Here is a 25,851-nt window from a genome sequence, read left to right on the forward strand (position 1 = left end):
CCTCGTTTTGCGAGGCTTCTTCCTGTTTTCCCCACCATTCATAGTTTCACGCTGCTGACAGTGTTACCCTTCACGCATGAGATAGAAGGGAGATTATCTGTGGCCGTTCATTTACTTATCGTCGATGCTCTTAACCTGGTCCGCCGTATCCATGCGGTACAGGGGACGCCTTGTAAAGACACCTGTCTGCACGCACTGGAACAGCTTATTCGCCACAGTGAGCCCACCCACGCGGTCGCGGTATTTGATGACGAAGCCCGCAACACGGGATGGCGTCACCAGCGTCTGCCCGACTACAAAGCCGGACGCGCCCCGATGCCGGACGATCTTCACGCTGAATTGCCCATGCTGCGCGCTGCATTTGAACAGCGGGGCGTTCCCTGCTGGGGCGCACAGGGAAATGAAGCCGACGATCTTGCGGCCACTCTGGCCGTCAAGGTGGCCAGTGCCGGGCATCAGGCCACTATCGTTTCAACTGACAAAGGCTACTGCCAGCTGCTCTCGCCGACTATCCGCATTCGCGACTATTTTCAAAAACGCTGGCTGGACGCGCCGTTTATTGCCAGCGAGTTCGGCGTCTCACCTGAACAACTGCCGGATTACTGGGGGCTGGCAGGCATCAGCAGTTCTAAAGTTCCGGGTGTCGCCGGTATTGGGCCAAAGAGCGCCGCGCAGCTGCTGACCGATTTTCAGAGTCTGGAAGGGATTTACGCCCGTCTGGATGAGGTACCGGAAAAGTGGCGCAAGAAGCTGGAAGCGCATAAAGAGATGGCGTTTACCTGCCGGGAGATCGCAACGCTACAGACGGATTTGCAGCTGGACGGGAATTTACAGCAGTTGCGGTTAGAACATTAATATCCCCTCACCCTAACCCTCTCCCCATAGGGGAGAGGGAACTGCTCGGTGCGGTCTTTTCCCCTAGCCCCTTTGGGGAGAGGGCCGGGTGAGGGGCAATCAGCGGACTATCGCTCGTCGCGACGTCCGCCGACCGCAGCCCACCAGCGACGAATATGCACCGTCACCTCTTCACGGTCGTGATACAGCTGACGCGCCTGGATCTCCACGTTGATTCCGTGTTCATCCATCTGCTCCTGAATGTAGGCCAGGTTCTGCGACACTTCCTCATAGCGCTTTTTCATCGGCAGCTTGAGGTTGAAAATGGTCTCACGACACCAGCCGTTCACCAGCCAGGAGGCCATCAGCGCGGCGACTTTTGCCGGCTTCTCAACCATATCGCATACCATCCACGAGATGTTGTTACGGTTCGGGCGATAGCGGAAACCGTCTTCACGCAGCCAGGTGACCTGCCCGGTGTCCATCAGGCTTTGCGCCATTGGGCCGTTATCAACGGACGATACCCACATATTGCGTTTCACCAGCTGATAGGTCCAGCCGCCCGGGCACGCGCCGAGATCGACAGCGTACATGCCGTTTGCCAGACGCTCATCCCACTCATCCGCCGGGATAAAGACGTGGAACGCCTCTTCCAGCTTGAGCGTGGAACGGCTTGGCGCATCGGCCGGGAAGCGCAAACGCGGGATGCCCATAAAGAAGGGAGAGTTGTTGGTGGTGTACGAATAGCCTGCATAGCAGCAGCCCGGTGCGATAAAGAAGATATGCACCACCGGACGCTTCGGCGTTTCGTAGTTCGTCAGCACGCCCGCATCACGCAGCGCCGCACGCAGCGGCACGGTGAACTTACGGCAGAACTTCATCAGCTCTTTACTTTCGTTGGTATCCGCCACTTCAACGCGCAGATCGCCGCCCTTCTCCACCACGCCCTGCAGCATGCCGACAATAGGCGTGATGCGGTCTTCCGGCGGAAGATCCTTCAGCAGCTCACCCGCGACAAACATCTGGCGAGCAAAGATCAGCGAGCTGAACGGCAGCTCGCGCGCCAGCTTGTCTGCGTCTTCAGGCTGATAGCACTCGAATACCACATAGCCCGCGTTCTCTTTTACGCGGGCAAAGCCGAAGACTTCGCGCTTCGCCGCTTTATCGGTAATTTCCGCGGCGCACTCTTTCTCAAACCCCGGGCGACAATATAAAACAACCTTATTCATGAACAACGCCCTTGCGTTTCAGACGGATAGCTCCGATAAACATTAATACCCAACCCGCCAGGAAGCTGAAGCCGCCGACAGGTGTAACGAACGCCCACAGGCGCAGATGTGAGAGCGCAAGGCAGTACAGGCTACCGCTGAATAACACGGTACCCAGCGCCATAAACACGCTGCTCCAGTAAAACCAGATACTGATACGACGCTGCATCGCCACCGCCAGCCCAAAAATAGCCAGCGTATGGAACGCCTGATATTCAAGGCCGGTCTGGATCCAGCCCATCTCTACTGCGCCCAAAGACTTGCTTAATACATGTGCGCCAAAGGCGCCCAGTGCAACAAAAATAAAGCCACTCACCGCGGCAAAAATCAGCATGAATCGGCTGGTCATGTTTAAGTCCTGAGTTGATGCGTGCCCGGCACACAAACGTTATTGTTCATACCTGAAGCGGAATTTTTCTTGCTCGGTTGCCGCTTTCGCCAGTATCCACTGCCGGAAGGCGGCTATTTTACCCAGTTCTGCCTGACTGTCATGACAAACCAGATAAAACGCATTCTTGCTGACCAGTACATCATTAAAAGGGCAAACCAGGCGGCCTGCCTCAATTTCGGACTGCGCCATGACGTTGTTCGCCAACGCCACGCCCTGCCCGTGTATGGCAGCCTGTAACACCATCGCACTGTGGCTAAAAATGGGTCCCTGCTGCACGTTTATATGTGTAAGACCTAATTGACGGGTATAAGTTTGCCAGTCGCGGCGAGAGGCATCATGCAAAAGCGTATGCTGAGCCAGATCGGCGGGTGACTTCAGCGCCTTATCGCCTGTTAACAGCAGGGGAGAACAGACCGGCAGTAGATATTCTGCGTATAATTTTTCAACGCGCAAGCCCGGCCAGTTACCGCGACCATAAAAAATGGCGACATCCACGTCATCGGCCAGCTTGTCCTCCTGACGATCTACCGCCTGGATTCGAACGTCGATCCCCGGATAAGCTGAGTTAAAGCTTGAGAGTCTTGGCACCAGCCAATGAATGGCAAAACTGGGCAATAAACTGACGGTCAGAGCACCTTTTGCACTGCGAGCCTGCAGCTTACGCGTGGCTTCCGTAAGCTGGGAAAAAATCTCTTTAATATCCTGAAAATAGCTCTGCCCCTCTTCGGTCAATAGCAACGAACGGTTGCGTCGACGAAACAGCTTAAGGCCCAGAAAATCCTCAAGAGACTTGATTTGGTGACTTACTGCGGCCTGTGTCACAAAAAGCTCATCTGCCGCGCGGGTGAAGCTCAGGTGACGTGCTGCTGCATCAAAAACACGTAATGCATTAAGGGGTGGCAATCGCTTTGACATGGTTATCTGGCTTAGATGTTAACGGATTTTAACAAACAGGAAACAACGTTTAACCTATTAGTTTTTTTTATCTGAGCCATTATAATTTGTCCGTTGAGGAACTACCAGCAAATACCTATAGTGGCGGCACTTCCTGAGCCGGAACGAAGAGCTTTTTTCGGAATGCGTGTTCTGAAGGGCTTTTGGCTTACGGTTGTGATGTTGTGTTGTTGTGTTTGCAATTGGTCTGCCATTCAGACCACGGTAGCAACGCTACCAATTTTTCACTTCCTGTACATTTACCCTGTCTGTCCATAGTGATTAATGTAGCACCGCCAATTTGCGGTGCTTTTTTTTCGCCTGCGATCTGTTAATGCTCGATCTCTTTCATCTCTTTCACGTCCGTGCGGTTGATCTGCTGCTTGTTCCCGTTAGCATCTTTGTACGAAATCATCCCGGTATCATTATCGGTAGTCGGTTTCCCTTCCGAAACGATAGAACGACCATCGTTGGTGTGCATCACGTAGTTGTTACCAGAACACGCGCTCAGGGCAAAAGTAAACGCACAGGCAGAAATGATTGCAGCTGTCTTATTCATGATTATTCTCCTTTAGCAATTAATGCTATTCAAACCTCGATTTATAACAGGCTAAAACATCCGCCTAACACTATTTAGCATAACCTGCTTTTTTGAGGTCGTAAGGATAAGCAGACAATTCTGATAGATATCAACCTCCTTGCCCTGCCGCTGAAATTGCGCGACGATCGCTATATTGAAATGAGGAATCCCATGAACGCTTTCAGTCCTGCGCAGTTCCGCGCACAGTTTCCGGCCCTGGCCGATGCCGGTATTTACCTGGATAGCGCCGCCACCGCCCTTAAGCCACAGGCGGTGATTGAGGCCACGCAGCAGTTCTACAGCCTGAGCGCCGGGAACGTGCATCGCAGCCAGTTTGCCGAAGCGCAGCGATTAACCGCGCGCTACGAAGCCGCACGCGATCAGGTCGCGCGCCTGATCAATGCCGAAAGCGGGAAAAACATCGTCTGGACGCGCGGCACGACCGAAGCCATCAATATGGTGGCCCAGTGCTACGCGCGCCCGCTGCTTCAGCCGGGCGATGAGATCGTCGTCAGCGAGGCGGAACATCACGCCAACCTGGTGCCATGGCTGATGGTGGCCGAGCAAACGGGTGCGCGCGTGGTGAAGCTTCCACTGGGTGCAGACCTTCTGCCCGATGTGGCCCGTCTCCCCGAGCTGATTACCCCCCGCAGCCGCATTCTGGCGCTCGGACAGATGTCGAACGTCACGGGAGGTTGCCCGGACCTGGCTCAGGCTATTCGCATAGCCCATGCCAGCGGGATGGTCGTGATGGTCGACGGCGCTCAGGGCGTAGTGCACTTCCCCGCTGATGTGCAGGCGCTTGATATCGATTTCTATGCCTTCTCAGGACATAAGCTCTACGGGCCAACCGGTATTGGGGCGTTGTACGGCAAGCCAGAACTGCTGGCAAAAATGACGCCGTGGCTCGGTGGCGGCAAAATGATCACCGAAGTGTCGTTCGATGGCTTCAAAACTCAGGATATTCCCTATCGCCTGGAGGCCGGTACGCCGAACGTGGCGGGGGTGATTGGCTTAAGCGCGGCGCTGGAGTGGCTGGCTGAAACCGACATTGTTCAGGCTGAAAGCTGGAGCCGGGGGCTGGCGACGCTGGCAGAGGAAGAGCTCAAAAAGCGCCCGGGCTTCCGCTCGTTCCGCGTTCAGGACTCAAGCCTGCTCGCCTTTGATTTTGCGGGCGTTCATCATAGCGACATGGTGACACTGCTGGCCGGATATGGCATTGCCCTGCGTGCCGGACAGCACTGCGCCCAGCCGCTGCTGGCGGCGCTCGGCGTTAACGGTACGCTGCGCGCCTCGTTTGCGCCGTATAATACCCAAAGCGATGTCGACGCGCTGGTTGCCGCCGTAGACCGCGCCCTTGAAATACTGGTGGATTAATGACTAGCGCTGCTTTAGCCGGACATCCGTTTGGCACCGTCATCACAGAAGATACCTTAAAACAGACCTTCGCCCCGCTCCAGCAGTGGGAAGATAAATATCGACAGCTGATCCTGCTGGGTAAACAGCTCCCTGCCCTTTCAGACGATCTCAAAGCGCAGGCGAAAGAGATTGCAGGCTGTGAAAACCGCGTCTGGCTGGGGGTGAGCGTCTCCGGCGAGAAGCTCCACTTCTTCGGCGACAGCGAAGGCCGCATCGTCCGGGGTCTGCTGGCCGTATTGTTGACCGCTGTGGAAGGGAAAAGCGCGGCGGAACTGCTGGCGCATTCGCCGCTGGCGTTATTTGATGAGCTGGGGCTGCGCGCGCAGCTCAGCGCCTCGCGTGGTCAGGGGCTGATCGCGCTCAGCGATGCGGTACTGGACGCCGCACGTCAGGCTCAGGCCTGACGTTCCGCCTTCGCCATCATTTTCTTAAGGGCATGAGACACCGCTACAAAGCCGAATGAGGCGGTCACCATGGTGGCCGCACCAAAACCTGAGGCGCAATCCATTCGTTTTGGCCCTTCTGCCGTGCTTTTCATCGCGCAGACTGACCCATCCGCCTGCGGGTAGACCAGCGCTTCGGTCGAGAACACGCAGTCGACGCCCAGCTTGCCTTTGCTGTTCTTCACCACGTTAAAGTCGCTCTTCAGGCGCTCGCGCAGCTTGGCCGCCAGCGGATCCTGGATCGTTTTCGCCAGGTCGGCCACCTGGATCTGCGTCGGATCGATTTGCCCGCCCGCACCGCCCGTCGTGACCAGCGGCACCTTATAGCGACGGCAGTAAGCGATCAGCGCCGCTTTTGGCCGCACGCTGTCGATGGCGTCAATCACATAGCTGTAGCCTTTGCTCATGTACTCCGCGACGTTATCGGCCGTCACAAAGTCGTCGATCACCGTCACGCGGCACTCCGGGTTAATCAAACGGATACGCTCCGCCATGACCTCAGACTTCGCCAGGCCAACGCTATCACGCAGGGCGTGAATTTGACGGTTGGTGTTGGTGACGCAAACGTCATCCATGTCAATCAGCGTGATTGCGCCAATACCGGTTCTCGCCAGCGCTTCTGCCGCCCACGACCCCACACCACCAATGCCCACGACGCAGACGTGCGCATCCGCAAACAACTGCAGGGCTTTTTCACCATATAAACGTGCCGTTCCGCCAAAACGCTGGCGCCAGGCGTCGCTGATTACCACAGACATAAAACCTCAGATGTAAAAAGGGTGAGGTTTTCCTCACCCTGAACAGTAATCCGTATTGCGCTCAGAATACCACAATCAGCCGCTGAATACGTTTCCTGCACCCGGCGCTGCCTTCAGTACCCACACGCGTCCGTAGTGGTTATACCAGCCCGCGCGATGGCCTGCGTCAGGGCCAATACCCTGATAAATGTCGAAGTGCTGGCCTTTAATTGCCCCGCCGACGTCCAGCGCCACCATCAGGCGCAGCTCATACTGGCCGTTGAACTTGCCGTTGTTGTCCAGCAGAGGGACTTCAGCCAGCAGCGTGGTGCCTGCAGGAATAATCGAACGATCCGATGCTACCGACGCGCGGCCAATCAGGGGAACCGCGCTGGCCCCTTTCACCGGCGCGAAGTTTTGCGGTTTGAAGAAGACGAAAGACGGGTTCTGCTCCAGCAGCTCACGTACCTCGGCTTCGCTGTGTTTCTCGCCCCACTCGCGGATCGCCTGCATCGACATATCTTCTTTCTTCACTTCGCCGCGGTCGATCAGCACCTTACCGATACTGCGATAGGCGTGGCCGTTTTTACCGGAATAGCTGAAGAAGTTAAGCGGTGAACCGTCGCCAAAATCAATGTAGCCGCTGCCCTGAACGTCCATGATGAAGTTATCCATCAGGGAGTTGCTGTAGGCCAGAACGTAGTTTTCGCTCAGCGCACCGGCGTAGATCTCGGCGCGCGACGGCAGACGACCGCGTTTTGGCGGCATACGGTAGATAGGATACTGGAACTCTCCCTGACGGGAGTGTCGTGCCTGGATAACCGGGGTGTAGTAGCCGGTAAACTGGACGTTGCCGTAGTTATCGGCCCCTTCCATCTGCCAGGCGTCGATACCAAACTGGCGCATGTTGCGCGTATCGCCACCTGCTTTCAGCCAATCCTGGACCGCGTTATACACGCTACTCTGGGAGCCATACAGACGCGGCGACGCGTTGCGGATCTGGTAGACCTGCTCGGAGAAATCACCGGCATTAATCGGTGCGCCAACGGCATCAGGCTGATTAACTAAAGAGAAAGGCTGGGATAACTTCCCGTCTTTATACTGTTGACCGCGATCGGTCGGTTTGGAAGAACAGGCCGCAAGAATCGCTACCATTGCGCCCGCCATCAGATACTTCGCCCAACGTCCTTTCATTATATCTCGTCTTTAAGTTGCCCATTTCCGCGTGATGAAGATAACAAACCGACAGGGCTAATGAAATGCGATCGCATGCCCTCTGGCAAATTTTGCGCAAAAAATAGTCCAAACAGCGCCATGTCGTTCAATTTGCATACAAAATCATGATAAATGTGAAAAAGGGGTTGCATCACAAACCTATCCGAGTATAGTGCGCATCCACGGACGCGGGGTGGAGCAGCCTGGTAGCTCGTCGGGCTCATAACCCGAAGGTCGTCGGTTCAAATCCGGCCCCCGCAACCAATTAAAATTTGATGAAGTATCTTCTACGACTGTAGAAAGACGGACGCGGGGTGGAGCAGCCTGGTAGCTCGTCGGGCTCATAACCCGAAGGTCGTCGGTTCAAATCCGGCCCCCGCAACCAATCAAATTTGAAGAAGTAAGTTTCTACACGAGTAGAAAGACGGACGCGGGGTGGAGCAGCCTGGTAGCTCGTCGGGCTCATAACCCGAAGGTCGTCGGTTCAAATCCGGCCCCCGCAACCAATCAAATTTGAAGAAGTAAGTTTCTACACGAGTAGAAAGACGGACGCGGGGTGGAGCAGCCTGGTAGCTCGTCGGGCTCATAACCCGAAGGTCGTCGGTTCAAATCCGGCCCCCGCAACCAACACTTCTAAAACAATAAACACCCTTAAGGGTGTTTTTTTGTATCTGTCGTTTGTGAATTTGCCGGGCGTTTACCCGGCTGAAAGCGTTATCCGCGTCGTGCCAGCGTCGCCCCGTCAGAGAAATACGCCCGTATCCCCGCCAGAATCGACTCCGCAACCTCCTGCTGGAATTTTGCCGTCTTGAGCTTACGCTCTTCTTCCACGTTACTGATAAACGCGGTTTCAACCAGAATGGACGGGATATCCGGTGCCTTGAGTACCGCAAACCCGGCCTGTTCAACGCTGTTTTTATGCAGCTTATTGATGTTGCCCAGCTTGCCCAGCACCGCTTTACCAAACTTCAGGCTGTCGTTAATGGTCAGCGACTGCACCATATCGAACATAGTGTGGTCGACGTAGCGGTCGCCGCTTTTGCTCACGCCACCAATCAGGTCAGAGGCGTTCTGGGAGTCCGCCAGGAATCTTGCTGCGGTACTGGTCGCACCTTTAGTTGAGAGCGCAAACACCGACGAGCCGCTTGGCTGGCGGCTGGTAAAGGCATCCGCATGGATCGACACGAACAAATCGGCGCGCTGCTTCTGTGCTTTCGCCACCCGGACCTTCAGCGGAATAAAGATATCTTCGTTGCGCGTCATATAGGCGCGCATATTGCCTTCTTTATCAATCAACGCCTTCAGGCGGCGTGCAATTTGCAGCACCACGTCTTTTTCACGCGTGCGGTATTTCCCCACCGCGCCGGAGTCTTCGCCGCCGTGTCCAGGATCGAGCATGATCACAATCGGACGATCGCGCCCTGCTTTGCCCGGCTGCGGACCGCTTTGCGCAGGCGGCACCTGACGCTGAAGATCGCCCTTGTTGTAGTCCTCCAGCAGAGCGAGAAGCGGATCCTGGATATCCGTTGCGTTGGCCGGGTAGAGATCCATCACCAGGCGCTCTTTAAAGGTCGCGACGGGCGCCAAGGCGAACAGCTGCGGCTTAACGTTCTGTTTAAGCTCAAACACCATGCGCACGGTTTGCGGATCAAACTGCCCGACGCGCGCTGATTTAATAAATGGATCGTCGCCGCGGATCTGCGCCGCCATCCCCTTCAGCACGGAGTTGAGGTTAACGCCTTCGAGATCCACCACCACGCGTTCCGGGTTGCTGAGGGCAAATTGCTTATATTTCAGCACGCGATTGGATTCGACCGTCACGCGCGTATAGGTCGACGACGGCCAGACGCGCACCGCAACCACCTGACTCGTGGCGGCAAGACCGACCTGACTGACGCTAAGCAACCACATTGCCCCGGCCCCTTTTAACAAACGGCGGCGGCTTATTGCTGAATTGGATCCCGACATGCTTCTCCCGAGCAAGAACACTGACTGATATACAAAATGTCCAAATTGACCGAAAACTTTAACGAATGACGCATAAACTGTCATCTATAAAAGGGTAAACAATCATACGCTAACGCACGGATTACTTACCAATTTCTGTGGGTCGCGGAAAATTTGCACTTGCACACACGGTCACAATCGAATAAAAATACAGAAATTACGAATAAACATTCATTAAGGGTTGTGCCATGGTGAAGGAACGTAGAACCGAACTGGTCCAGGGATTCCGCCATTCTGTTCCCTATATCAACGCCCATCGGGGAAAAACGTTTGTCATCATGCTTGGCGGCGAAGCCATTGAGCATGAAAATTTTTCCAACATCGTCAATGACATTGGCCTGCTGCACAGCCTCGGGATCCGCCTGGTGGTGGTTTATGGCGCGCGTCCGCAGATCGACGCCAACCTGGCCGCTCACCACCACGAGCCGATTTACCACAAACACACCCGCGTCACCGATGCCAAAACCCTGGAGCTGGTGAAACAGGCGGCGGGTCTGCTGCAGCTGGATATTACCGCGCGTCTCTCCATGAGTCTGAACAATACGCCGCTGCAGGGGGCGCATATCAACGTCGTGAGCGGCAACTTTATCATTGCCCAGCCGCTCGGCGTGGACGATGGCGTGGATTACTGCCACAGCGGCCGTATCCGTCGTATTGATGAGGAAGCTATTCACCGCCAGCTGGACAGCGGTGCCATCGTGCTGATGGGCCCGGTCGCCGTTTCCGTGACCGGCGAAAGCTTTAACCTGACGTCCGAAGAGATCGCCACACAGCTGGCGATCAAGCTGAAGGCGGAAAAAATGATTGGGTTCTGCTCCTCCCAGGGCGTCGTGGACGACGAAGGAACGATCGTGCCGGAACTCTTCCCGAATGAAGCCCAGGCCCGCGTGGAAGCGCTGGAAGCCGAAGGCGATTACTACTCCGGCACCGTCCGCTTCCTGCGCGGCGCCGTGAAGGCCTGCCGCAGCGGCGTGCGCCGCAGCCACCTGATCAGCTATCAGGAAGACGGGGCCCTGCTCCAAGAGCTGTTCTCCCGCGACGGTATTGGTACACAGATTGTGATGGAGAGTGCGGAGCAGATCCGCCGCGCCACCATCAACGACATCGGCGGCATTCTGGAGCTGATCCGCCCGCTGGAACAGCAGGGTATTCTGGTGCGTCGCTCACGCGAACAGCTGGAGATGGAGATCGACAAATTCACCATTATTCAGCGCGATAACCTGACCATTGCCTGCGCCGCGCTCTATCCGTTCCCGGAAGAGAAGATCGGTGAAATGGCCTGCGTGGCGGTGCATCCTGATTACCGTAGCTCTTCACGCGGCGAAATGCTGCTTGAACGCCTAGCGGCGCAGGCGCGCCAGATGGGGCTGAGCAAGCTGTTCGTCCTGACGACGCGCAGCATTCACTGGTTCCAGGAGCGCGGATTCACGCCGGTGGATATCGATTCTCTGCCGGAAACGAAGAAAGAGATGTACAACTATCAGCGTCGTTCAAAGGTGCTGATGGCTGACCTGGGATGATACGACGCCCTCACCGTCCGGCGAGGGCTTTCGTTCAGAGGGTCTCAAATATCGCGCCCAGCCCGCTTCGGCGTTCCGTTCGGGTGGCGATCGCCTGCACCAGCACCCGTTCATCGGCATACAGCGACAGGCGCTGACGCGCGCGCGTAATGGCGGTATAGATTAGCTCGCGGGTAACGACGGGTGAAAGCTGCGTGGGCAGGATCAGCGCCGCATGGTTAAACTCGGAGCCCTGGGATTTATGCACCGTCATTGCCCACGCGGTTTCATGCTCGGGCAAACGGCTCGGCTGGAAGGACTTCACGCTCCCGTCCGGCATCTGGAACCAGACGCGCAGGCCCTGACCGCAGTCGAGCGCAATCCCGATATCCCCGTTAAACAACCCCAGCGCGCTGTCGTTGCGGGAGATCATCACCGGCCGCCCTTCATACCATCGCGAGTGCGGGGTACGGTTAATTTTGCGTTTTTGCGCCAGCAGCTGTTCCAGCCTGTCGTTCAGACCCCGGACGCCAAAGGGGCCTTCCCTCAGCGCACAGAGCAACTGGTATTCACCAAACGCGGCAATGACCTGCTCCGGCGTACGTTGCTGTTGTACGCCCGTCAGAAAGTGCTGGTACCCCTGCAGGGCGTCGTCCAGCATCGCCTGATACTCTTCCCCGCTTTGCAGCGATTTTTTCTCAATATCCGTAAAGGTACCGTCAAATACCGCTGTGGTGGTACGCCGGTCGCCCCGGTTCACCGCCGCCGCAAGCTGGCCGATGCCGGAGTCGCTGCCGAAACGGTAGCTTTTTTGCAGCAAACACAGGCTGTCGCGCAGCGCCCCTGCAAGCGAATGTTTTTCAGACGTGAGCGAACATCCGGTGAGACGGGCTAACTCCTGCGCGCGTTCAGCTGTGTATCCCAGGCTGGCATAGGTGCATATATCGCCCAGCACGGCCCCGGCCTCTACGGAGGCAAGCTGGTCGCGATCGCCGAGGAAAATGACGCGCGCGTGCGGCGGTAGCGCATCGATCAAACGCGACATCATCGTCAGGTCAATCATCGACGCTTCATCCACGACCAGCACGTCAAGGTGCAGTGGGTTACCGGCATGATAGCGAAGACGCTGGCTACCCGGCTGTGCGCCAAGCAAACGGTGCAGCGTGCTCGCTTCATTGGGGAAAAGCGCAAGCTGCTCCCCGGTTAGCGGCAGTTTTTGCAGCGCGCCGCCTAACGATTCCGTCAGACGTGCAGCCGCTTTACCGGTGGGGGCCGCCAGGCGAATACGACACTTTTGCTCACCCGATAGCTGAATCAGCGCGGCAAGCAGTTTTGCCACGGTGGTCGTTTTCCCGGTGCCCGGGCCGCCAGAAATCACCGAGATCCGTCGCGTTAAGGCCACGGCTGCCGCCACTTTCTGCCAGTCTGTCGCGTCGTCAGAGATAAACAGCGCATCCAGCGTTTGCCGGAGCTTTACTTCATCGCAGGGAAGCGGGGCGTTGGTCTCGCTGAAGAAGCGCGCCACCGTCAGTTCGTTACGCCACAGCCGGTTAAGATACAAACGCTCGCCGACAAGGATCATCGGCGTCCCGGTATCGGTTCCGCTAACGGCCGGCGAACTGAGTAATATCGCTTCCCAGTCCACGGTTTCACCCAGCAGCGCGAAGCACGCCTGTAAAGCCGGAGGCATTTTCTCATCCACCGCCAGACGCAACAGCGGCAGACACACGTGCCCTTCCCCCGCGTCTTTGCTCAGAATGGCGGCGGCAAGCATGACGGCAGGCTCCTCGCCTGCCACCATCATGGCGAACTGCACATCCAGGTGGCGCAGTAATCGTTGTTCAACCGCGTCCAGCAGTAGCGCCTGCATCGTCATGCCACCTCCTCCGTGCTTGCAGCAAACAGGTTATCCATTTTTTCAATCAGTTCCGCAGACGGACGCGTGCTAAAGACGCCGGAACGCGGGTCGTTTGCATCCACTCCGCGCAGGAACAGGTAAATGACGCCGCCAAAATGCGTTTCGTAGCGGTAATCGGCCTTGCGATGACGCAGGTAACGGTGCAGCGCCAGGGTGTAAAGCTGGTACTGCAGATCGTAGCGATGCATTTGCATGGCAGAGGCCATCGCGTCCTGGGTGTAGGCCTCGCTGCTTTCACCCAGCCAGTTTGATTTGTAATCCAGCAGGTAGTAGCGCCCTTCGTGGCGGAAAACCAGGTCGATAAAGCCTTTGAGCATCCCCTGTACCTGGCGGAAGTTCAGCGGCGGGCACCCGGCGGATAACGGATCGTACTCGCGGATCAGCGCATCAAGCGCCTCGGCCCTGAGCGGGCTGGCGATGGGGAGATAAAACTCCATCTCCACCTGCTTATCTTTGGCGGTCAACTGGTTCAGCGAGATCCCCTGCGTCGTAAGCGGCGCATGCAGAACCGAGCGGATCCAGTCGGTAAGAACCGGCTGCCACTGTGCGTCGTAGCCACCGCTCTGTAACATCTTCAGCACCCACTCTTCGGATACCGGCTGGGTAAAATCCAGCTCTTCAAACAGGCTGTGCAAAAACGTGCCCGGCGAGGCGCCGCGCGGGAACTGGTGCGGCGTGAGCACCGGCTCAGCGGGTACGCTACCGGCTCCTGCGGCATCCACGTCCAGTTTTGGCATCAGATCCTGCGCAATACTCTGCCCGTGCTGCTGCAAACCGGAATAGCTGGTGACCCGCCAGTCGTCGGCAATGGTACGCACAACCTTGCGGGCATGTAGCTCTGACTCACGCAGCTCCGGCATCTGCCAGCGGCTGTTGTCGGGCTGAGACGGAATATGCAGGGCAACATGCTCTGTGCAAAGAGATTCGATGCACTGGCGCAGGCCCGCCGCGTCTTTGGGTTCGCCGTGCTGAATAAGCCGCCCCAGCGCGCTCAGATGAAAATCGCTCTCACCGGTCTTTTCGCCACGGCGACGGAACAGCGGCGCAACGCCCAGGCTGCAGTGCCAGACCGAACGGGTCAGCGCCACGTAAAGCAGGCGCAGATCTTCCGCCAGACGCTCGGCTTCGGCCAGCTCAACGCTGGACTCCGCGTTGCTGAGATCGAGCACCGCCTCAAAAGATTCGCGGTCGTGGTAAAAGGCCTGATCCTGCACGCGATAATTGGCGATAAACGGCAGCCAGACCAGCGGATATTCCAGGCCTTTCGATTTGTGAATGGTGACGATCTGCACCAGATGTTTATCACTCTCAAGGCGCATCTGCTGGCTGGACGAATTACTGTTCGGATCGGCAATCTGCTGCGCCAGCCAGCGTACCAGGGCGTGTTCGCTCTCCAGCTGCGTTCCGGCTTCCTGCAGCAGTTCGCTGATATGTAAAATATCGGTCAAACGGCGCTCGCCGCCTGCTGTCGCCAGCATATTCTCGGCAATGTGGCGCTGTGCCATGAGCTCGCGCACCATCGCCATGACTCCACGCTTCTGCCACTTTTCGCGGTAGCGAACAAACTCTTCTACCACGGCATCCCACGCGGCTTCGTCATTGTTTAGCGCATCGATATCCCGCGCGTTCAGCCCGAGCATCGCGCTCGCCAGTGCGCTACGCAGCGTGCTTTCCCGCTCCGGAGCCAGCACGGCCTGCAGCAGCCATAGCATCTCCTGCGCTTCCAGCGTTTCAAAGACGCTGTCGCGGTTGGAGAGGTAGACGGAGGGGATATTTAGTAACGTCAGGGCGTCGCGGATGAGCGCGGCTTCCTGGCGGCTGCGAACCAGCACCGTGATATCGGATGCATTTACCGGGGTTGGTTTATCCCCCTTCCACAGCAGCGCTTTACCGTGCGCGCCCGCGCTGAGCCAGTCGCGGATTTGTGCGGCACAGTGCTGGGCCATGGCATTTTGATAGTCGGCAACGCCGCAGCCTTCCCCATCCAGCAGCCAGAAGTTCATGGCGGGCTGCGTCTCGCCGTTGAATTCGAAGCGCAACGAGGCATTTTTCTCGGCGAACTTTACCGGCTGAAACGGGATCTCCCGGAACATAAACGCCGTATCCATGCGGCTGAAGAGCGCGTTGACGCTTTCCACCATGCCGGGAGAGGAGCGCCAGTTGGTATCGAGCGTGTAGTGCGCGTCAACCTCGCTGCGGGCTTTCATGTAGGTGAAAATATCCGCACCGCGGAAGGCGTAGATGGCCTGTTTCGGATCGCCGATTAACAGAAGCGCGGTCTCTGGCTGCTGGCGCCAGATACGGCGGAAAATGCGGTACTGCTGAGGGTCGGTATCCTGAAATTCGTCGATCATCGCCACCGGGAAGCGGGTGCGAATCGCGGCGGCAAGCGCTTCGCCGTTTTCACTGCACAGCGCCGCATCGAGGCGGCTCAGCATATCGTCAAACCCCAGTTCACCCCGGCGGCGTTTCTCACGCGCGACGGCGTCGCGAATTTCCGTCATGGCGCGGGTAATCATCAGATCGTTGAGCGTTAAGGGCTCAGCCAGCAGGGTTTCAATCGCCACAAACAGAGGATGCTCAGGCACAATGCCGTCGGCTTTGGTCCGCTCAACAAGGAAACGCCGGGAGAATTTCTCCAGCGCGTCCGGGAGCTGGTAGCCTCGCGTCTCTTCCTGCGCCCAGGCGCTGATCTTGTCGATCCATTTCCCCTGATTGCCACGGTTAAACTTGCGTCGGTCAATCCCGGAATTTTCGATGATTGCGTCAATCTCGCCGACTGACTCCATCCATTTTTGCTTGATGTCGGCAATTTGCGAGATGATTTTTTCATGCCGTGAGGCCAGGGTTTCATCCGCTGGCGGCGGGGATTTGATGACAGGTGCTTCACCCTGCAGATAACGATCGATAGCGCGCAGCAGCGCCTCCGGGCCCTTCCACAGCGCATGTACCGCTTCGGCGATATCGCGCTGTAACGGGTAGCAGTGGCGACGCCAGAAATCCGCGCAGGCCTGATAGCGAAGCACAGATTCATCTTCAATGAGCTGCTGTTCAAACAGCATTCCGGATTCAAATGCATTCAGGCTCAGCATGCGCTGGCAAAAACCGTGAATGGTGAAGACGGACGCTTCGTCCATCTGCCGTTCAGCGAGGAGCAGCCACTGGGCTGCCTGTTGCTTATCGGAAATCTCTTCCAGAAGGCTCGCGTAGAGAGGGTTATCCGTGCTCTGACGCAGACAGGCGATGCGCAGCTCGTGGATATTGCTGCGAATACGGCCCCGGAGCTCAGCGGTGGCAGCCTCGGTGAAGGTGACCACCAGCAGCTCTTCCACGCTCAAAGGGCGTGGAAAAGCGGCGTTGCCGCCAAGCCCCAGCAGCAGACGCAGGTAAAGGGCGGCAATGGTGAAGGTTTTTCCCGTTCCCGCTGAGGCTTCAATCAATCGTTCACCCTGCAGAGGTAAACGTAAGGGATCAAGGGACTCAGCGGTATCGGTCATTCTTTCTTACTCCAGGGCATAGATTGCTGCAGCGCGCTGACGCTCTTCCAGACTTTCCAGCCTTTCGGGTTTACGTACTCCGTTTTCCCGTTCTGGCTACCGGAAACCTGAGACAGGATGGTGATTCCCTGCGGCTTAATGACCGCCTGATGGAAGAAGTCGGCAACCTTCTGCGGCGTCAGCTGTTTTATCTCGGCCACTACTTTATCACGCGAATCAAATTTCAGATTACCGCGATCGAAATCTTTGCTCAGCTGTGACGCTTCTTCACCCAGCGTCTGCGGCGGTTGCATCACCTGTGCGATGACGGCCTGCTGGATCTGCGCAAACTCTTCCGGCTTCATGGCGCGCAGTTTTGCTTCCACCTGCGGGAAGAAGGCCTGGTAACGCTTCCAGAGATACGCCGGCTGTTTATCGCTGCTTTGCAGCAGGAAACCCAGCCCCCACTGTCGGCCTACGTTCATGGAGAAGGCAAACACCGCGTAGCCAAGCTGCTCCTCAGTGCGTAACTGATTGTAGAACCACGGCTGAATAATTTGCCCCAGTACGGCACTCTGCGCCGAGCTGGCGAATTCATCATAGCCCGTTGGCACAAATACCGCGGCCAGCGCGGAATCCGTGCTGTTACCCGCCTTTTCAAAAATCACATTCTGTTTTTTCTCAACCAGCACGTCCTGGTTGCGACACCACTCGTCGCCTTTCGAACCGAGCTGAGCGCGCACATTCTCCGCCAGGGTTTTGGCCTGCTCCTCACTCATGTTGCCGACGATCAGGAACTCCGGACGCGTGTTGGTTTTCAGCGCGTCGCGGTACGCCAGCACGTCTTTTAAGGTGATCGAAGGCAACAGCGCACGGCGATCCTCTCGCTGGAAATAAGGAACTTGCGACAGCATTTGCGCCGGCATAAGCGCCAGATCGTAAGCTTTGCCCTTCTCCGCAGAGTCCATCATCTGCGCATACCATGATTTGGCCTGCTCAAGCTGCTCTTCCGTCGGCGTGTAGCTGAAATACCCTTCCAGCAGGGCCTGGAACAGCTGAGGCAAACGCTGGGTATAGCCGTTTGCATTGAGCATCAAACCGTTGTTGGCGTTGGTGGAGAAGCTGATCCCACCCACGGCTGCCTGGTTGCTGAGCTGATCGAGCGCAATCCCGGCGAGATAGTCATTGAGCGCGAACATCACCTGATTTTTGGCGCTATTCATCGCTTTCGGGTTACGCAGCACCACGCTGACATCGGCCTTTGGCTCACTGGCGAAATAGCGGCTAGGGGTATACACCACGCGCAGCGTCGGCTCATCAACGATGAGCGCCGGGTGCGGATAATCTTGAGTCGTTTTGATCAGCGAAAAGTCATCCGGAATATAGGGGTTCAGCTCCGGCAGCTTCAACGCAATCTCCCCGGCCTTCTTCTGCCAGTCGGTGAAGGTCTGCGCGCTGATTTTGTCCATCTGATAAGGAGCATCGACAAAATACGCCGTCTTGTTATGCGGTTCGTTCGGGCTGATGTACCAGATGCGGGCATTCTCCGGCGTCATCATCGCCAGGCGGGCTTTTACCGCATCGGCATCATACCGGTCGGCAATATTGACCGCATCGAGGGTGTGCTCCACCGGCACGCGGATCATGGTATCCGCCAGCCACTCAACGTAATCCATGTCGCGGGTAATGGACGGGTAACGGAAATCGAGATCCAGCACGTGCGCGAGCTCATCAAAGTAGCGCTTATCGACGCCTTTCTCACGCAGTAAAGAGAGGTAGCTGAAGATCGCCGCCACCACTTCATCACGGTTTGCCAGGCCTTTGTCGGTCAGGGTGGCGGAGATCGCCAGCACGCCGCTATTGCCGTTTACAACTGGATCGGAGTCGGCGCGAATACCTTCCACCAGCCCCTGTTTTTGCAGCCAGTCAGAAAGCGTACCCGGGCTGCGGTTACCTATCAGGTAGGTCACCAGCTCATCGGTTTTACTGCGAAACTGTGCGGTGTTGTTATCAATGCGGAACTCCACGCGCAGCACTTTGCGCGGCAGCGCCGGCACGTAGTGGATAACGATCCCTTTTTGCGCGTCCGTGACCACCGGTACGTCTATCTGCGGCAGGTCGATATTTTTATTCGGCACCCGACCAAACGTTTTAGCCGCCATGCCTGCCAGTTCTGGCAACGGTTTATTGCTGTAGATGACCGCTTTCATCAGGTTGGCGGAGTAGTATTTATCGCGAAACGCGTGCAGGGCATCAAGCACCGGGCTGTTCGGTTTGTCGCTTAACGTCTCCAGGTTACCGCCGGAGAAACGCGAACCCGGGTGCGCAGGGTTGATGGTTTCAGCGCTGACCTGGGCCATGCGCATACCGTCTCGCGTGCGGGCCATGGTCAGCTCGGCATTGACGGCATTGCGTTCACGGTCGGCATATTTTTTATCCAGCAGGGGGGCGGCGATGGAATCAGCAAGGCGATCGACCGCGCCTTCCAGCGCATCATTTTCGACTTCGAGATAAAAGGCGGTGCGGTACGGTGCCGTACTGGCATTGTGGCTGCCGCCATGCATTTTCAAAAATTCGGACAGGCTATCCGGCTGCGGGTATTTTTTTGACCCCATCAGCGTCATATGTTCCAGATAGTGTGCAAGCCCAGGATGCGCGTCAGGATCTTCCAGCGATCCAACCGGCACCACTAATGCCGAGAGGGACTTCACCGCCTGCGGATCGGAAACCAGCAGTACGGTCATGCCGTTATCAAGACGAATAGCCTGATATTGACGGGTATCTTTTTCGCTTTTACGAATAGTTTCCTGAACGGGTTGCCAACCGGAGTCTGCCTGAGTGACAGGTGCCCAGAGGGCGACAAACAAAACAAATGCTTTAAACAAGGTGCTGCCTGGCATTACGACCTCTTTATCACGGCTACATCATTAACAAATTGCGTGCTGGACACGCCAACATCTCTTTATTGGGTACATCAGTCCGTGATAAGAAGTGCATCATAAATGAACACCCTATGTTGCGCAATTTTTATACAGCACTCAGGACTGATTAAATTTAAACAACGGCAGCAGGTAGCGCTGCGCCTCTTCCGTGATGGCCTCAAAGTACTCTGGCTCAAGCGTTCGCCATAAGCGCTGATACCAGACATCTTCACCTTCGCCCCGCACCATCATGTTTCCTTCGTAGGCCTGCATAAATTTACTGCGCGCTTTCTGCAGTGACGCCTCATCCGTTAACATCGCATCATTCTGCGCGTCATAACAGGCTTTTATCCAGGCACCGCCGCTTTCCGGCAGCAGCAGGAGCGGTTTATTCATTCCCTGACGGTAGCCTTCAATGTACAAAGACAGATAACCTAACGCCTGCTCTGCTTCCATCGGCGGGAAGCGCCATTCGCCCTCTTTGCGCACGAATATCCGACTTTCACCTTTATGACCATCCGCACTGTAGACAAGATGTTCCAGCCAGAGTTGCAAACCCTGTGAAACGCTAAGCATAGAAGGCCGCCAGCGCAGCAGCCCGTCCGGCTGAACCTGGGTCAACCAGCCCGTAAGCTGTACACCATTGCAGTTGAGATCGATTTCAATACTTTTCCCCGGCTGTCGGCACGCTCTTACGCGCTCTGCCAGGGCGGTCATCTCCTGACACTGCGCCTCCCAGACAATTTCCCCGAATGCCCCATAGGGCAGCTGCCCTGCAGCACGGTAGCGGCGGTAAAGTTTGTCAGCATCTTCTTCTTCAACCAGCGCATTCAGCAGTTGGAGGTTTAGCTGATAGCGCTCCAGCCCTTCCAGCGTAAAAGGCTCTGCATCCGGAATTTCGCTCTCTTCAGAACGGAAATTGACCTGCAATCGCTGCTGGAAGAAGGCCCGTACCGGATGCGCCCAAAACCGCTGAAGCTGTTCGAAGGTCAGGGTATCGACAGGGCGCGGGTCAAGCTCCTGAATGAAATCGGTATGCGCATTCCCCTCCTTTTTCGCCGCCGGTAGCCACTCCTGCGCATAGCTCTGGCGCTCGCTGGGCGTGTAGTTCACCGGGTCAAACGGCATGCGGCTGTGGAAACAGGTGATATGGGCTTTCACCCTCTTCTCGCTTTCATCGCAGTTGCGCTCTTCATCCCCCGGCAGATAGTGACTCTGGCCGATATAGTCCACCAGCTCCTGCACCAGAACGGAGGGAAAACGCTCGCTGTTGTCCTGAATGGAACGGCCGATATAGCTGATATAGAGCTTACTCTGGGCAGAAATGAGCGCCTCAAGGAAGAGGTAACGATCATCATCGCGGCGGCTACGGTCACCCCGTTTTGGATCTGCGCTCATCAAATCGAACCCCAGCGGCGCCAGCGCGCGCGGATAAACGCCGTCGTTCATGCCAAGCAGACAGACCACTTTAAACGGGATAGAACGCATTGGCATCAGGGTGCAGATATTGATGGGGCCAGCCAGGAAACGCTGGCTGATTCGCTCCTGATCGAGCCGCTGCGTTAGCTCATCCCTCAACAGCGAAAGCGGGATGGCCTCCTGATAGTGGGAGTTCACGCCTTCATCAACGATCGCCTGCCACTGCGTTTCAATCAGTGCCATTGCCGCTTCGGTGTCACTGTCTGGCAGGAAGAAATCATTTAGCAATGCCCTGCAAACCGGGAGCCACGCTTCAAGGGGACGCGGCTGCATCAGCTCGTGTCGCCAGCGGTTAAGCTGCATCAGGAGTGACGCTAAATGCCCCACCAGTTCAGCAATTAACCCGCTGGACTCATCGTAAGGCAGCACCTCATTCCACTCGCCCTGGCTGCTCTCCATGGCGTAGCCCAGCAGCATACGCGTCAGGCCAAAACGCCACGTATGCTGCCCGGTTGGAGGAAGTTCGAACTCCTGAACGTTATCGTCATCGATCCCCCAACGAACGCCAGATTCGTTCACCCACTGGCGAAGGTAGCGCAGACCCTCTTCAGTGATGCTGAAGCGTGCAGCCAGCACGGGAACATCCAGTAACGCCAGGACATCTTCGGAGATAAAGCGGCTATCCGGCAGTGAAAGCAGAGTGATAAAGGCCTGCAGTGCCGGATGCGACTGGCGGGCACGACGGTCAGAGATAGCGTAAGGCAGATATCGCTCGCCCGTCGCACTACCAAAGACAGCCTGAATGAAGGGACTGTAGCTGTCGATATCCGCCACCATCACCACAATATCGCGTGGCGTCAGTTCGGGATCGTCCTGCAGCATCGCCAGCAGTTGGTCGTGAAGCACTTCGACCTCACGCTGAGGGCTATGGCAAACATGGATCGTGACGCTGCGATCGTCAGCATCCAGCTTGCGCTTGCTGTCGCTACGTTCGAATTCTTTCGCCGTCACGCCCATCACGGCACGGTTTTCCAGATCGAGGATATCCAGCTGAATATGATGCAGCAGGCTATCCGGGGTAATATCGACAAAGGCATCCACGTCGCCTTCGCCTGATGAAGTGATGTCTGAAAGCATGTGAATGTAGTCACGCCCCAGCTTCCCCCACGAGGCAAGCAGTGGATTGGGCAGGTTCTGGATACCGTCTTCATCAAAAAGCTGCCCGGCAGTCGAGCCGTCTTTAAACAGCGGGACGGAACGTTCTTCAAAAAGACGCTTTCGCTGGCGAGTTACCAGCCGCGCAAGCCAACGTTCGTCGAGGATATCCCCCCAATACTGTCGACAAGGGTTGGTGAACAAAATATGGATATCAATATGTTTACCCAGCGCGTTCAACGCCTTCAGATAAACAGGCGGTAATGCGGATATCCCGCAGATAAAAACGCGTGACGGCAGTCGGGCCGGGCGCTCCGGGGCATTCTCGAGTATTGATATAAACCGCTCGTACAGGTTGGCACGGTGCCACTTAGGCTGCCCAAGTTTCTCCGTGTGTTCTACCAGCGCTTTCCACAGCGGTGCCTGCCATATTTGCGCCTCCGGTAGCCCTTCAACCAACTCGCCCGCTTCCCAACGAATTAACCAGTCAGAACGGTAAACAAGGTATTGGTCGTAGAGATCGGCGGTGCGCGACGCCAGCTGGAACAGCTTGCGCTTATCGGTATCGTCATTGAGGTAGTGGCGCAGCATGGCGAATTCATCGTGCTGCAGCATTTCCGGCAGCAGTGCCATGAGCTTCCAGCTCATGCCTTGTTTGTTGAAGGCGCTCTGCTCCGGGATGTCCGGCAACACGCGCACAAACATCTCCCAGATAAAGCTCGCGGGCAGCGGGAAATCAATATTTGCGGCTATGCCAAATTTACGGGAAAGCGACATTTGCAGCCACTGTGCCATACCGGTGCTCTGCACCAGCACCATTTCAGGCTCAAAAGGATCGTCAAGCCGCTCGTGCTCTACGATAAATTCCATCAGCGCTTCCAGCACATCCAGACGATTTGAGTGGTAGACCCTTAACATAGACGCTCCCGACTACTGGCTAACCGGGCAATGCAGACGCGTTATCTCACCGCGCCGCCCCAGAGGAGAAATAAGTGTGACCGTGATGCTGACACATCCTGCGTGCGTTGTCTGCCCCCGACTGGCCTGCCAGCCTGCCGGGAGAACATTTGTTGAGAGCTGAGACTGATTCCAGGCATGGTGCCAGAGCTGGCGATACTGATTAAACAGGGTAAACCGCGCCGCCAGGGCCCGGTGATAACCCGACAGAGCCGTCACGACGATCACCAGCAGCATCATCGCCAGCAGTACCTCAACCATGCTAAACCCTTTTTCTCTGCTCACGGCAGCTGACATAACGCACTCTCCTTAAGGGGACAAAAATCACTCCAGCCGTGAGGCGAAAAGCGAACTTTCCCGTCGACGATCTCTCCTGCGCGCCAGAGCAGCAGGTCGCTGTCTCCGGCAATCAGTAACACACGCGCTCCATTCAACTGGCGCAAACACACTCGCCACGCCGGTGTCATTTTGCACTGAACCTGTGGCTCCGAGGACCAGCTCTGAACCCGTCCCCACTCAAGCGCGGACTGCACCGTGGCCTGCTGCTGAAGCGAGCGCTTCTCCCCGCCGACGAGCGCGCTAAAGGTTGTAAGCTGCTGATTGAGACCGGTGAGGATTAGGGTACCGAGCACCAGTAAAAGCAGAACCATCGCCAGCGAAGACATGCCGCGTTGACGATTCACAGATTGTACCCCGTGACCGTATACAATGCCTGCCAGGGCTCCCCCTGCTCGCCTTTACGAATCGCCGCCAGTTCGATATTAACCTCTGGCGCAAAACCGGCATGTTCAACTGTCCTCACCACAAAATGCGCGATAGTAAGCCTGTCCGGGTCCGTGAGCTTTTCCCATCCTTTTCCTTCACAGGAGGTCGCTCCACGCTGGGTTTCAAGCGCGCCCGACTCCAGACGAAAACCAGTGCTGTCATTTTCTGATGCGCTGTTATCCCAGTTGCCGTTACTGTTGGCATCCCACCGCACAATGACGCAACCTCCAAGCCTCGCGGTCACCAGCGCCTGTCCCTGACAGTTTCCCGCGCAGTACCCTGCACGCTGAAGCTGTTTGCCCAGGGCAAACAGGTGGTGCCAGACCTCTTCCTCCAGTTGTCTCTGGCCAGATTGCGCTAAGACCGCCCGCTGCAAGCCGGGTAAAAAACGCGATGCGCTTATCAGCAAAAGGCTGCTAATCGCCGTTGCAATCAGAACTTCAGTCAGTGAGAAACCTCGCTGCTTCATCGACATGAACCTCCCGCAGAGACCTTACACATCCTGATGCGTCCTCCATTTGAGACAATAATCAGCCATTCTCCTGCGCGGCTTTGAACCCGTATCCGCCCAGCCCATGCCGTATCCTTTAATCCATAGAACGCGAGCGACGGCGTGACCTCGCCGATCGCGACCTCAGGCCAGAGTGGTATCAGCACAAAGGGACTGCCCTTCTCACAGCCTTGCGCGGCAGAGCTCACCAGACAGTCCCGCTCCCCCACCCGCTGACGGGTAATTTGATGGTCGCGATTGTAGCGGTTGGCATGATTGCGCAGAAACAGCAGGTAATCTCGCACCTGGCTGGCGGTTTGCCACAGCCGCTGCTGCCGCTGCCAGCTGTCCCAGCCGTATAGCCCTGAGGCGCTGAGGATAACGACAAGCGAAATCGCGACCAGCGTTTCGATAAGCGTAAAACCGTTCTCTTTTTTCATACTGGGAGTGTGGCGAAGCGCCGTGAACATGACGAGCGACGGTTCTTCGTTTTACGAGGCGTTATCCGGAGAATCAGGAGTGTTGCAGCACGTTGCACGCTTTCTGGATAGCGCTTCGGGAAACGGGATAAAGGCGAAAAAAAACCGGCGCTAAAGAGCACCGGTTGTGTCACGCTTTATCGCATCAGATAGCGACGGGCGCTTTGATGCCCGGATGCGGGTCATAGCCCTCAATCTCGAAATCATCAAAGCGGTAATCGAAGATTGATGCCGGTTTGCGCTTGATAATCAGCTTCGGCAGCGCACGCGGTTCGCGGGTCAGCTGGAGATGCGTCTGTTCCATATGGTTGCTGTAAAGATGGGTGTCCCCACCGGTCCAGACAAAATCACCCACTTCCAGATCGCACTGCTGAGCCATCATGTGGACCAACAGCGCATAGCTGGCAATGTTAAACGGCAGGCCGAGGAACACGTCACAGGAGCGCTGGTAGAGCTGACAGGAAAGCTTTCCATCCGCCACATAGAACTGGAAGAACGCGTGGCACGGTGCCAGCGCCATTTTATCCAGCTCGCCGACGTTCCAGGCGGAAACGATGATTCGGCGCGAGTCCGGATCGTTTTTCAGCTGGTTCATCACGGTGGTGATCTGGTCAATATGGCGGCCATCAGGCGTTGGCCAGGCGCGCCACTGCTTGCCGTAAACCGGGCCCAGGTTGCCATTTTCATCTGCCCACTCGTCCCAGATTGAGACGTTATTTTCGTGCAGATACGCAACGTTGGTATCGCCTTGCAGGAACCAGAGCAGTTCATGAATGATCGAGCGCAGGTGGCAGCGCTTTGTCGTCACCAGTGGGAAGCCTTCTTGCAGATTGAAGCGCATCTGGTGGCCAAAAATGGAGAGCGTACCGGTGCCGGTGCGGTCGTTTTTCGGCGTGCCCTCATCGAGCACTTTTTTCATCAATTCAAGATACTGTTTCATGGTTC

Annotated in this window: 20 protein-coding genes and 4 tRNA genes; 8 read left to right on the plus strand and 16 right to left on the minus strand. The window is 56.6% G+C overall.

Annotation, left to right across the window (positions count from 1 at the left end; genetic code table 11):
* The first annotated feature begins 99 nt into the window (after positions 1-99).
* Positions 100-855: a flap endonuclease Xni gene (gene xni / locus ACOTZB_RS14885; RefSeq protein ID WP_421627612.1), complete on the plus strand. Its 756-nt coding sequence runs from the start codon at positions 100-102 to the stop codon at positions 853-855.
* A 107-nt stretch (positions 856-962) separates the two neighbouring features.
* On the opposite strand, the gene rlmM is transcribed toward xni, so the two are convergent.
* The 4 genes from rlmM to ACOTZB_RS14905 all read right to left on the minus strand — a co-directional run bounded on the left by rlmM (position 963) and on the right by ACOTZB_RS14905 (position 3,985).
* Positions 963-2,063 carry a 23S rRNA (cytidine(2498)-2'-O)-methyltransferase RlmM gene (gene rlmM / locus ACOTZB_RS14890; protein ID WP_111965427.1) on the minus strand — a complete coding sequence of 367 codons (1,101 nt, stop codon included), beginning with the start codon at positions 2,061-2,063 and terminating at the stop codon, positions 963-965.
* The gene (locus ACOTZB_RS14895) at positions 2,056-2,451 is read right to left on the minus strand and encodes a DUF423 domain-containing protein (RefSeq protein WP_023309031.1); all 396 of its coding nucleotides are present in this window, start codon (positions 2,449-2,451) and stop codon (positions 2,056-2,058) included. The genes rlmM and ACOTZB_RS14895 overlap by 8 nt, the downstream gene beginning before the upstream one ends.
* Before the next feature lie 39 nt (positions 2,452-2,490).
* Positions 2,491-3,408 carry a glycine cleavage system transcriptional regulator GcvA gene (gene gcvA, locus ACOTZB_RS14900; RefSeq protein ID WP_048976042.1) on the minus strand — a complete coding sequence of 306 codons (918 nt, stop codon included), beginning with the start codon at positions 3,406-3,408 and terminating at the stop codon, positions 2,491-2,493.
* 349 nt (positions 3,409-3,757) lie between these two features.
* A complete protein-coding gene (locus ACOTZB_RS14905; RefSeq protein WP_008499648.1) occupies positions 3,758-3,985 on the minus strand; it encodes a YgdI/YgdR family lipoprotein in 228 nt (75 codons plus the stop codon).
* 192 nt (positions 3,986-4,177) lie between these two features.
* Between ACOTZB_RS14905 and csdA the strand changes: the two genes are divergently transcribed.
* Positions 4,178-5,383 (plus strand): cysteine desulfurase CsdA, encoded by a 1,206-nt coding sequence (gene csdA / locus ACOTZB_RS14910; protein WP_193805701.1) that lies wholly within the window; start codon positions 4,178-4,180, stop codon positions 5,381-5,383.
* Positions 5,383-5,829 carry a cysteine desulfurase sulfur acceptor subunit CsdE gene (csdE, locus tag ACOTZB_RS14915; protein ID WP_421627614.1) on the plus strand — a complete coding sequence of 149 codons (447 nt, stop codon included), beginning with the start codon at positions 5,383-5,385 and terminating at the stop codon, positions 5,827-5,829. The genes csdA and csdE overlap by 1 nt, the downstream gene beginning before the upstream one ends.
* On the opposite strand, the gene tcdA is transcribed toward csdE, so the two are convergent.
* A complete protein-coding gene (tcdA, locus tag ACOTZB_RS14920; protein ID WP_008499651.1) occupies positions 5,820-6,626 on the minus strand; it encodes a tRNA cyclic N6-threonylcarbamoyladenosine(37) synthase TcdA in 807 nt (268 codons plus the stop codon). The two genes, csdE and tcdA, sit on opposite strands and share 10 nt — an antisense overlap.
* A 75-nt stretch (positions 6,627-6,701) precedes the next feature.
* Complete coding sequence (gene mltA / locus ACOTZB_RS14925; protein ID WP_045332000.1) at positions 6,702-7,799, minus strand: murein transglycosylase A; 1,098 nt, start codon at positions 7,797-7,799, stop codon at positions 6,702-6,704.
* Between the two features lie 208 nt (positions 7,800-8,007).
* On the opposite strand from mltA, the gene ACOTZB_RS14930 reads away from it, so the two are divergent.
* The 4 genes from ACOTZB_RS14930 to ACOTZB_RS14945 all read left to right on the plus strand — a co-directional run bounded on the left by ACOTZB_RS14930 (position 8,008) and on the right by ACOTZB_RS14945 (position 8,447).
* Positions 8,008-8,084: transfer RNA gene (locus ACOTZB_RS14930), tRNA-Met, on the plus strand.
* Positions 8,085-8,128: 44 nt separating this feature from the next.
* Positions 8,129-8,205 (plus strand) — tRNA-Met (locus tag ACOTZB_RS14935).
* Positions 8,206-8,249: 44 nt separating this feature from the next.
* Positions 8,250-8,326, plus strand: a tRNA-Met gene (locus ACOTZB_RS14940).
* A gap of 44 nt (positions 8,327-8,370) precedes the next feature.
* Positions 8,371-8,447, plus strand: a tRNA-Met gene (locus ACOTZB_RS14945).
* 87 nt (positions 8,448-8,534) lie between these two features.
* On the opposite strand, the gene amiC is transcribed toward ACOTZB_RS14945, so the two are convergent.
* Positions 8,535-9,788, minus strand: a complete 1,254-nt coding sequence (gene amiC / locus ACOTZB_RS14950; protein ID WP_029740496.1) for an N-acetylmuramoyl-L-alanine amidase AmiC — start codon at positions 9,786-9,788, stop codon at positions 8,535-8,537.
* Positions 9,789-10,015: 227 nt separating this feature from the next.
* Here amiC and argA point away from each other — a divergent pair, with 227 nt between their 5' ends.
* Positions 10,016-11,347: an amino-acid N-acetyltransferase gene (argA, locus tag ACOTZB_RS14955; RefSeq protein ID WP_421627615.1), complete on the plus strand. Its 1,332-nt coding sequence runs from the start codon at positions 10,016-10,018 to the stop codon at positions 11,345-11,347.
* A gap of 34 nt (positions 11,348-11,381) precedes the next feature.
* On the opposite strand, the gene recD is transcribed toward argA, so the two are convergent.
* The 9 genes from recD to thyA form a co-directional block, all read right to left on the minus strand.
* Positions 11,382-13,202, minus strand: coding sequence for an exodeoxyribonuclease V subunit alpha (gene recD / locus ACOTZB_RS14960; RefSeq protein WP_421627616.1), 1,821 nt, complete (start codon positions 13,200-13,202; stop codon positions 11,382-11,384).
* Positions 13,199-16,741, minus strand: coding sequence for an exodeoxyribonuclease V subunit beta (gene recB, locus ACOTZB_RS14965; protein WP_421627618.1), 3,543 nt, complete (start codon positions 16,739-16,741; stop codon positions 13,199-13,201). The genes recD and recB overlap by 4 nt, the downstream gene beginning before the upstream one ends.
* Positions 16,738-19,620, minus strand: coding sequence for a pitrilysin (gene ptrA / locus ACOTZB_RS14970; protein WP_421627619.1), 2,883 nt, complete (start codon positions 19,618-19,620; stop codon positions 16,738-16,740). Before ptrA ends, recB begins: the two co-directional genes overlap by 4 nt.
* Positions 19,621-19,758: 138 nt before the next feature.
* Positions 19,759-23,133, minus strand: a complete 3,375-nt coding sequence (gene recC / locus ACOTZB_RS14975) for an exodeoxyribonuclease V subunit gamma (RefSeq protein WP_193805695.1) — start codon at positions 23,131-23,133, stop codon at positions 19,759-19,761.
* Positions 23,134-23,145: 12 nt separating this feature from the next.
* Positions 23,146-23,469 (minus strand): prepilin-type N-terminal cleavage/methylation domain-containing protein, encoded by a 324-nt coding sequence (locus ACOTZB_RS14980; protein WP_059446909.1) that lies wholly within the window; start codon positions 23,467-23,469, stop codon positions 23,146-23,148.
* Positions 23,454-23,855 carry a DUF2509 family protein gene (locus ACOTZB_RS14985; RefSeq protein ID WP_193805693.1) on the minus strand — a complete coding sequence of 134 codons (402 nt, stop codon included), beginning with the start codon at positions 23,853-23,855 and terminating at the stop codon, positions 23,454-23,456. The genes ACOTZB_RS14980 and ACOTZB_RS14985 overlap by 16 nt, the downstream gene beginning before the upstream one ends.
* Complete coding sequence (locus ACOTZB_RS14990; RefSeq protein ID WP_193805692.1) at positions 23,852-24,412, minus strand: prepilin peptidase-dependent protein; 561 nt, start codon at positions 24,410-24,412, stop codon at positions 23,852-23,854. The genes ACOTZB_RS14985 and ACOTZB_RS14990 overlap by 4 nt, the downstream gene beginning before the upstream one ends.
* Positions 24,403-24,867: a prepilin peptidase-dependent protein gene (locus ACOTZB_RS14995; protein ID WP_421627620.1), complete on the minus strand. Its 465-nt coding sequence runs from the start codon at positions 24,865-24,867 to the stop codon at positions 24,403-24,405. Before ACOTZB_RS14995 ends, ACOTZB_RS14990 begins: the two co-directional genes overlap by 10 nt.
* A gap of 184 nt (positions 24,868-25,051) precedes the next feature.
* Complete coding sequence (gene thyA / locus ACOTZB_RS15000; protein ID WP_014885081.1) at positions 25,052-25,846, minus strand: thymidylate synthase; 795 nt, start codon at positions 25,844-25,846, stop codon at positions 25,052-25,054.
* Positions 25,847-25,851 lie beyond the last annotated feature (5 nt).

The organism is Enterobacter cloacae complex sp. SHL020, from assembly GCF_049236945.1.
Lineage (GTDB): Bacteria > Pseudomonadota > Gammaproteobacteria > Enterobacterales > Enterobacteriaceae > Enterobacter > Enterobacter dykesii.

Excerpts from the sequence above, each read along its gene's own strand:
- rlmM (WP_111965427.1), bottom strand. The coding sequence starts at position 2,063 with ATGAATAAGGTTGTTTTATATTGTCGCCCGGGGTTTGAGAAAGAGTGC.
- ACOTZB_RS14895 (WP_023309031.1), bottom strand. The coding sequence starts at position 2,451 with ATGACCAGCCGATTCATGCTGATTTTTGCCGCGGTGAGTGGCTTTATT.
- gcvA (WP_048976042.1), bottom strand. The coding sequence starts at position 3,408 with ATGTCAAAGCGATTGCCACCCCTTAATGCATTACGTGTTTTTGATGCA.
- ACOTZB_RS14905 (WP_008499648.1), bottom strand. The coding sequence starts at position 3,985 with ATGAATAAGACAGCTGCAATCATTTCTGCCTGTGCGTTTACTTTTGCC.
- csdA (WP_193805701.1), top strand. The coding sequence starts at position 4,178 with ATGAACGCTTTCAGTCCTGCGCAGTTCCGCGCACAGTTTCCGGCCCTG.
- csdE (WP_421627614.1), top strand. The coding sequence starts at position 5,383 with ATGACTAGCGCTGCTTTAGCCGGACATCCGTTTGGCACCGTCATCACA.
- tcdA (WP_008499651.1), bottom strand. The coding sequence starts at position 6,626 with ATGTCTGTGGTAATCAGCGACGCCTGGCGCCAGCGTTTTGGCGGAACG.
- mltA (WP_045332000.1), bottom strand. The coding sequence starts at position 7,799 with ATGAAAGGACGTTGGGCGAAGTATCTGATGGCGGGCGCAATGGTAGCG.
- amiC (WP_029740496.1), bottom strand. The coding sequence starts at position 9,788 with ATGTCGGGATCCAATTCAGCAATAAGCCGCCGCCGTTTGTTAAAAGGG.
- argA (WP_421627615.1), top strand. The coding sequence starts at position 10,016 with ATGGTGAAGGAACGTAGAACCGAACTGGTCCAGGGATTCCGCCATTCT.
- recD (WP_421627616.1), bottom strand. The coding sequence starts at position 13,202 with ATGACGATGCAGGCGCTACTGCTGGACGCGGTTGAACAACGATTACTG.
- recB (WP_421627618.1), bottom strand. The coding sequence starts at position 16,741 with ATGACCGATACCGCTGAGTCCCTTGATCCCTTACGTTTACCTCTGCAG.
- ptrA (WP_421627619.1), bottom strand. The coding sequence starts at position 19,620 with ATGCCAGGCAGCACCTTGTTTAAAGCATTTGTTTTGTTTGTCGCCCTC.
- recC (WP_193805695.1), bottom strand. The coding sequence starts at position 23,133 with ATGTTAAGGGTCTACCACTCAAATCGTCTGGATGTGCTGGAAGCGCTG.
- ACOTZB_RS14980 (WP_059446909.1), bottom strand. The coding sequence starts at position 23,469 with ATGTCAGCTGCCGTGAGCAGAGAAAAAGGGTTTAGCATGGTTGAGGTA.
- ACOTZB_RS14990 (WP_193805692.1), bottom strand. The coding sequence starts at position 24,412 with ATGTCGATGAAGCAGCGAGGTTTCTCACTGACTGAAGTTCTGATTGCA.
- ACOTZB_RS14995 (WP_421627620.1), bottom strand. The coding sequence starts at position 24,867 with ATGAAAAAAGAGAACGGTTTTACGCTTATCGAAACGCTGGTCGCGATT.
- thyA (WP_014885081.1), bottom strand. The coding sequence starts at position 25,846 with ATGAAACAGTATCTTGAATTGATGAAAAAAGTGCTCGATGAGGGCACG.